This is a genomic window from Flavobacterium segetis, assembly GCF_900129575.1.
Taxonomy (GTDB): domain Bacteria; phylum Bacteroidota; class Bacteroidia; order Flavobacteriales; family Flavobacteriaceae; genus Flavobacterium; species Flavobacterium segetis.
This window is the reverse complement of the sequence record NZ_FQWE01000020.1, coordinates 1-3,887: the sequence shown is the minus strand read 5'-3', so window position 1 is coordinate 3,887 and position 3,887 is coordinate 1. Positions and strand designations below refer to the sequence as shown.

4 protein-coding genes are annotated in these 3,887 nt (G+C 35.0%); 3 read left to right on the top strand and 1 reads right to left on the bottom strand.

From position 1 onward, the window contains the following. A partial coding sequence (locus BUA99_RS14660) for a transposase (protein WP_234972986.1) occupies positions 1-669 on the top strand: 669 nt, incomplete at its 5' end. A gap of 233 nt (positions 670-902) precedes the next feature. On the opposite strand, the gene BUA99_RS14655 is transcribed toward BUA99_RS14660, so the two are convergent. Continuing rightward, positions 903-1,967: a serine hydrolase domain-containing protein gene (locus BUA99_RS14655; protein WP_072994030.1), complete on the bottom strand. Its 1,065-nt coding sequence runs from the start codon at positions 1,965-1,967 to the stop codon at positions 903-905. Positions 1,968-2,205: 238 nt separating this feature from the next. Between BUA99_RS14655 and BUA99_RS14650 the strand changes: the two genes are divergently transcribed. Beyond that, positions 2,206-2,712: a hypothetical protein gene (locus tag BUA99_RS14650; RefSeq protein WP_072994027.1), complete on the top strand. Its 507-nt coding sequence runs from the start codon at positions 2,206-2,208 to the stop codon at positions 2,710-2,712. 135 nt (positions 2,713-2,847) lie between these two features. Next, a partial coding sequence (locus BUA99_RS14645; protein WP_234972985.1) for a transposase occupies positions 2,848-3,887 on the top strand: 1,040 nt, incomplete at its 3' end.

The following is a 3,887-nucleotide window of genomic DNA, read 5'->3' as shown; positions in this document are numbered from 1 at the left end:
TATCACAACGGCCGGGAAATCACCCAATGTAAACTCCATAATATTACGACCATTGTCGCGCACCCTGCGCCAGGAATAAGTAAAGAAAGTGCAACGCAACCGGATTATTTAGTCGCCAAGTTCACCTACAATAAGCAAGACGATACGTATACTTGTCCACAGGGCGAAACGTTACAAACTACCGGACGCTGGCACAAGAAAACCGGTCGAACAGAGCAAAGCGGGTACCAATTCAAGAAATACCGAACCGCAGCTTGCAAGGAATGTCCCGTAAAAAACCTTTGCACATCAAGGCCTGCGGGAAGGGAGATTGACCGTAGCGAATATGCTGATGCCGTTGAAGAAAACAACAAACGGTATCAGGAAAACCCACAACTATATCGCACTAGGCAAGAGATCAACGAACATATCTTTGGAACGATTAAGAGACAATGGGGCTACAACCAAACTAATTTAACGGGACTAGAAAAAGTAAATGGTGAACACAGCTTAATTATGCTAGTGTACAACATCAAACGTGCGATAAACATACTCACAGTTCCCGACTTAATAGATAAACTCAAGAAATGGAAGTCACCTTACAAAACCAAAGGTGTTATTATTTTTAGGAGGGTTTATTTAAGCCTTTTTAAGGACTTAATCGAAATGAACCTAACAATTGCTGCCTAAAAAACAAGCTTGCTTAGCGTAGCTCTATGCTCTTATACAGCGATAGATTTTGAGGTTATTCAGTGAAAAACGGAGTTTTTTCACAACCTGACGTTCCCGTGCTTTGCGAGGTTTGGGAGTAAATTAAGATTTATTTTTCGGTTAAACACAAGTTTTCCAAGTACAAAACCAACTTTAAATTAAGCCAAATACCTAAATCTCGCAAAACATCGTGTTGGCAGTAGTTGTTATTTTTAGTCAATGTATAATTTAGCAATCTCTTCTATAAAATCTTGAGGATGAGAACCCATTAAATTTGTCAATATTACTATTGAAACATTTTTCTTAGGATAAATAAATAATGCATTTCTTGCACCACCCATTGAAGCAATAATTGGATTTTCAACTCTTGAACTTAATGAAAAACCTATTGAACTTCTGTCGAGCAAACCATTCTCTTCATATGGTTTTCCGTTCTCTAATTCAATAGGTTTTAAAAGAGTTTTAATATTTTCCGCATTAATTAATTGATTAGTTTGTAATGCAATTACCCATAGTGCCATTTCGGTTGCTGTTGCATATATACCACCTGCAGGCAATAAATTTGAAGGCATTGGTTGATAAACATTAGTTATAACATTATTTCTAAAATAAGTATATGGTCTTGCTGAGTGATTAATAATATTATAAAAGTCCCCAATTCCTGCCTTCATGGCGTTTTTCATACCCGCTTTTTTGAATTGGTTTTCCGCAATATATCTTTCAAATGGTTGTCCACTAACTTTTTCTATAAGCATTCCAAGTAGCATGTAATTGGCCAAGCCTTCACTCACTCGTTTTCCAGGTTCAAAGGAAAGAGGTAACTTTTTGATTTTTTCCAGCAAAATTATACCATCATCAGATAGCAGATTGCCTTGTGAATCCATAGCATCTGGAAGTCCTGATTTATGGCTTGCTAGTTGCTCTACTGTAATCTTCTGCCAAGTTTTGGGTAATTTATCCAAATAATTTGAAATAGGCTCAGCGAGATTTAATTTGCCATTTTCAACTAATTGCATAATCGCAACTCCTGTGAATGCTTTGGTAATTGAATTAATGCTAAAAACGGTTTCGCTATCGACTGTAATTGAATCTTGAATGTTGGCGAATCCGTAATGACTTGTTTTTACGATAGCATTATCTTTAATAACCGCTAATTGTAAACCGACAATTTTATGTTTTTTAATAAGTTCTTTTATTGCAAAATCGACTTTATCTTCTTGTGAATAAGTAATATTACAAACCGTTAAAAGGGCAAGTAAAAGCAAAAATTTTTTCATATTTTTTTATTTGGTTGATTTTATGTTTATAGTTGATACAATTACTGCCAACGGATTGTGGCTTTATGAAGTGGCAAACTTCGTAACCGTTTTCTTTCTGCTAAGATAAAATTTCTTACGGAAAATGTTTGTCAATTTTGCAATTATTTTGCCATTTCATAAAACCGCTGTTGGCAAATCGGTTTTCTTTTTTCCACCGAATTAAGCGAAAAAAATTAACTTTACAAAAACAATAATTATGAACGCAATTGAAACAGAAAAACACACAAAATATTCTTTAGAATTAATTTTTAACGAGGCTGATAAAATGTCTACGGATTTATTAGGCTCTATTTCTGAAAACGTTAACAAGTCTTTTATTTTATTGGCTATTTATTTTTCGGTTTTGTCATTTTCTTTTTTTAAAATTATAGAAAATTACAATTTTTTGTATTCCATATTGATAATCGGAACTTTATTAGGATGTTATGTTTTGAGAAAAAATATTTTTCCAAACACAATATGCTTAAAAGGAGCGCTTCCTGAGATTATGTTACAAGATTACTTTTCTTCTTTTACTGAAGAAGATTTAGACAAAGAATATTTAGCCACACAAATAGAATCGTATAACTATGCAATGATTGAAAATAAAAAAACTATTGAAAAAATGGTAATTAGATTTAAAAAATCTATTTACATAGTTCTATTTTCATTCTTTCTTTTTGGTTTTATTTCCGCCTTGTTCTTGTTTACTGAATGTCTGTAACCTTGAAGTTGTATTTGGTCTTTGTGTAGTAGTCGACGGCTTTGGTATCTGTGGATTATTACTACTTTGTTCCTTTTCTTTACTCATAATATTTTCGGTTTTTCGGTTTTCCAAACTGTTTGCCAACGTCAGTCTGTGAAAAAACTTCGGTTTATTTCTTTCAAAAATAGTAAAATTATTTTAATAAAAGGAAGAAAAGTTGTATATTTAACAATGCAACACCTCATAGGAATACCGCGTAACCAAATGTGTTTTTCTAGTTTAGAAGACACTATTTTACCAGACAACCCCGTTCGTTTTATAGATGCCTTTGTAGATGCCCTGAGTTTAACGGCGATGGGTTTTACCCTGCAAACTATAAAAAGTGAAGGCAGACCGAGTTACGATACTAAGCTGTTTCTTAAAATCTATATGTATGGTTATCTCAATGGGCTAAGAAGCTCCCGAAAGTTAGAAAAGGAGTGCGCTCGTAATATAGAGTTGCAGTGGCTTTTATGCGGCATCATACCCAACTACCACACTATATCCGACTTTAGAAAAGGTAATCCAACAGGACTTAAAAAACTCTTCAAACTCTTTGTATCTTTTCTAAAAGATGCCGAATTGATATCTGGAGCAGTAATTGCCATCGATGGTACCAAAAGCCGGGCCCACAATAGCAAAAAAGCAAACTTTAACCAAAAGAAGATAGACCGTCATTTGGCTTACATCGAAGAAAAGACTCAAGAATACTTAACGCAATTAGACCAAAACGATTCTCAAGACAGTGGAATCAACATAACCAATATTCAAGAAAAGATCGAGCGCTTAAAGCACAATAAAATAGGATATGAACAACTGCAAGAAAAACTAAAAGCCAGCGCAGAACCGCAGATTAGTATCACCGACCAAGATGCTCGTGCCTTGTTAGTACAAGGAGTAGTGGTAGAGGTGAGCTACAATATTCAAGCGGCGGTCGACAACAAACATAATTTAGTAGTTGCTACACATACGATTAATAAGAATGATTCCAACGCCTTAAGTGCTATTGCCATCGAAGCCAAAGAGAATCTAGGGGTGGATACTTACACGGCTTTAGTGGACAAAGGCTATCACAACGGCCGGGAAATCACTCAATGTAAACTCCATAATATTACGACCATTGTCGCGCACCCTGCGCCAGGAATAAGTAAAGA